Annotated in this window: 1 pseudogene; it reads right to left on the bottom strand. The window is 48.4% G+C overall.

The annotated features are described in order from the left end of the window. Positions 1–139: 139 nt before the first annotated feature. Positions 140–378: pseudogene (locus tag SB773_RS30340) on the bottom strand (carbon-nitrogen hydrolase family protein); the annotation flags it as partial.

Raw genomic sequence — 378 nt, 5'->3', positions numbered from 1 at the left:
CCTGTATCTGAATCAGCTCGAAAAAGTCAGACTGTGTATAGTTGCGGATAGCTGCCCTGCGGGGCTTTTCTCCTTCAAACACATACAGCTCTTTACGGTACATGACCATCCTCCTGTTCCCGATTATTTCTGCACGTAGCTACTTCCAATCTGTGTACAAATCGGTGCGGCGGTCACGCCAAGTTGTTACCGAGCCTTTTTCCCGTACATCATACAATAGCTGGATGTCCAGATCAGCAGTAACCAGCATGTCGTTGTTGATTTCTCCTTCAGCCAGTACACCACGAGGTGGGAAAGGAATATCGTTTGGCGTCAAAATAGCTGCCTGTCCAAAATTCGCGCGCATAAAGTCGACTGTAGGCAGAGAGCCTACTGTAC

The organism is Bacillus sp. SIMBA_074 (assembly GCF_046534555.1).
Lineage (GTDB): Bacteria > Bacillota > Bacilli > Bacillales > Bacillaceae_G > Bacillus_A > Bacillus_A mycoides.
The sequence above is the reverse complement of the archived record's forward strand: the minus strand, read 5'-3'. Positions and strand labels throughout refer to the sequence as shown.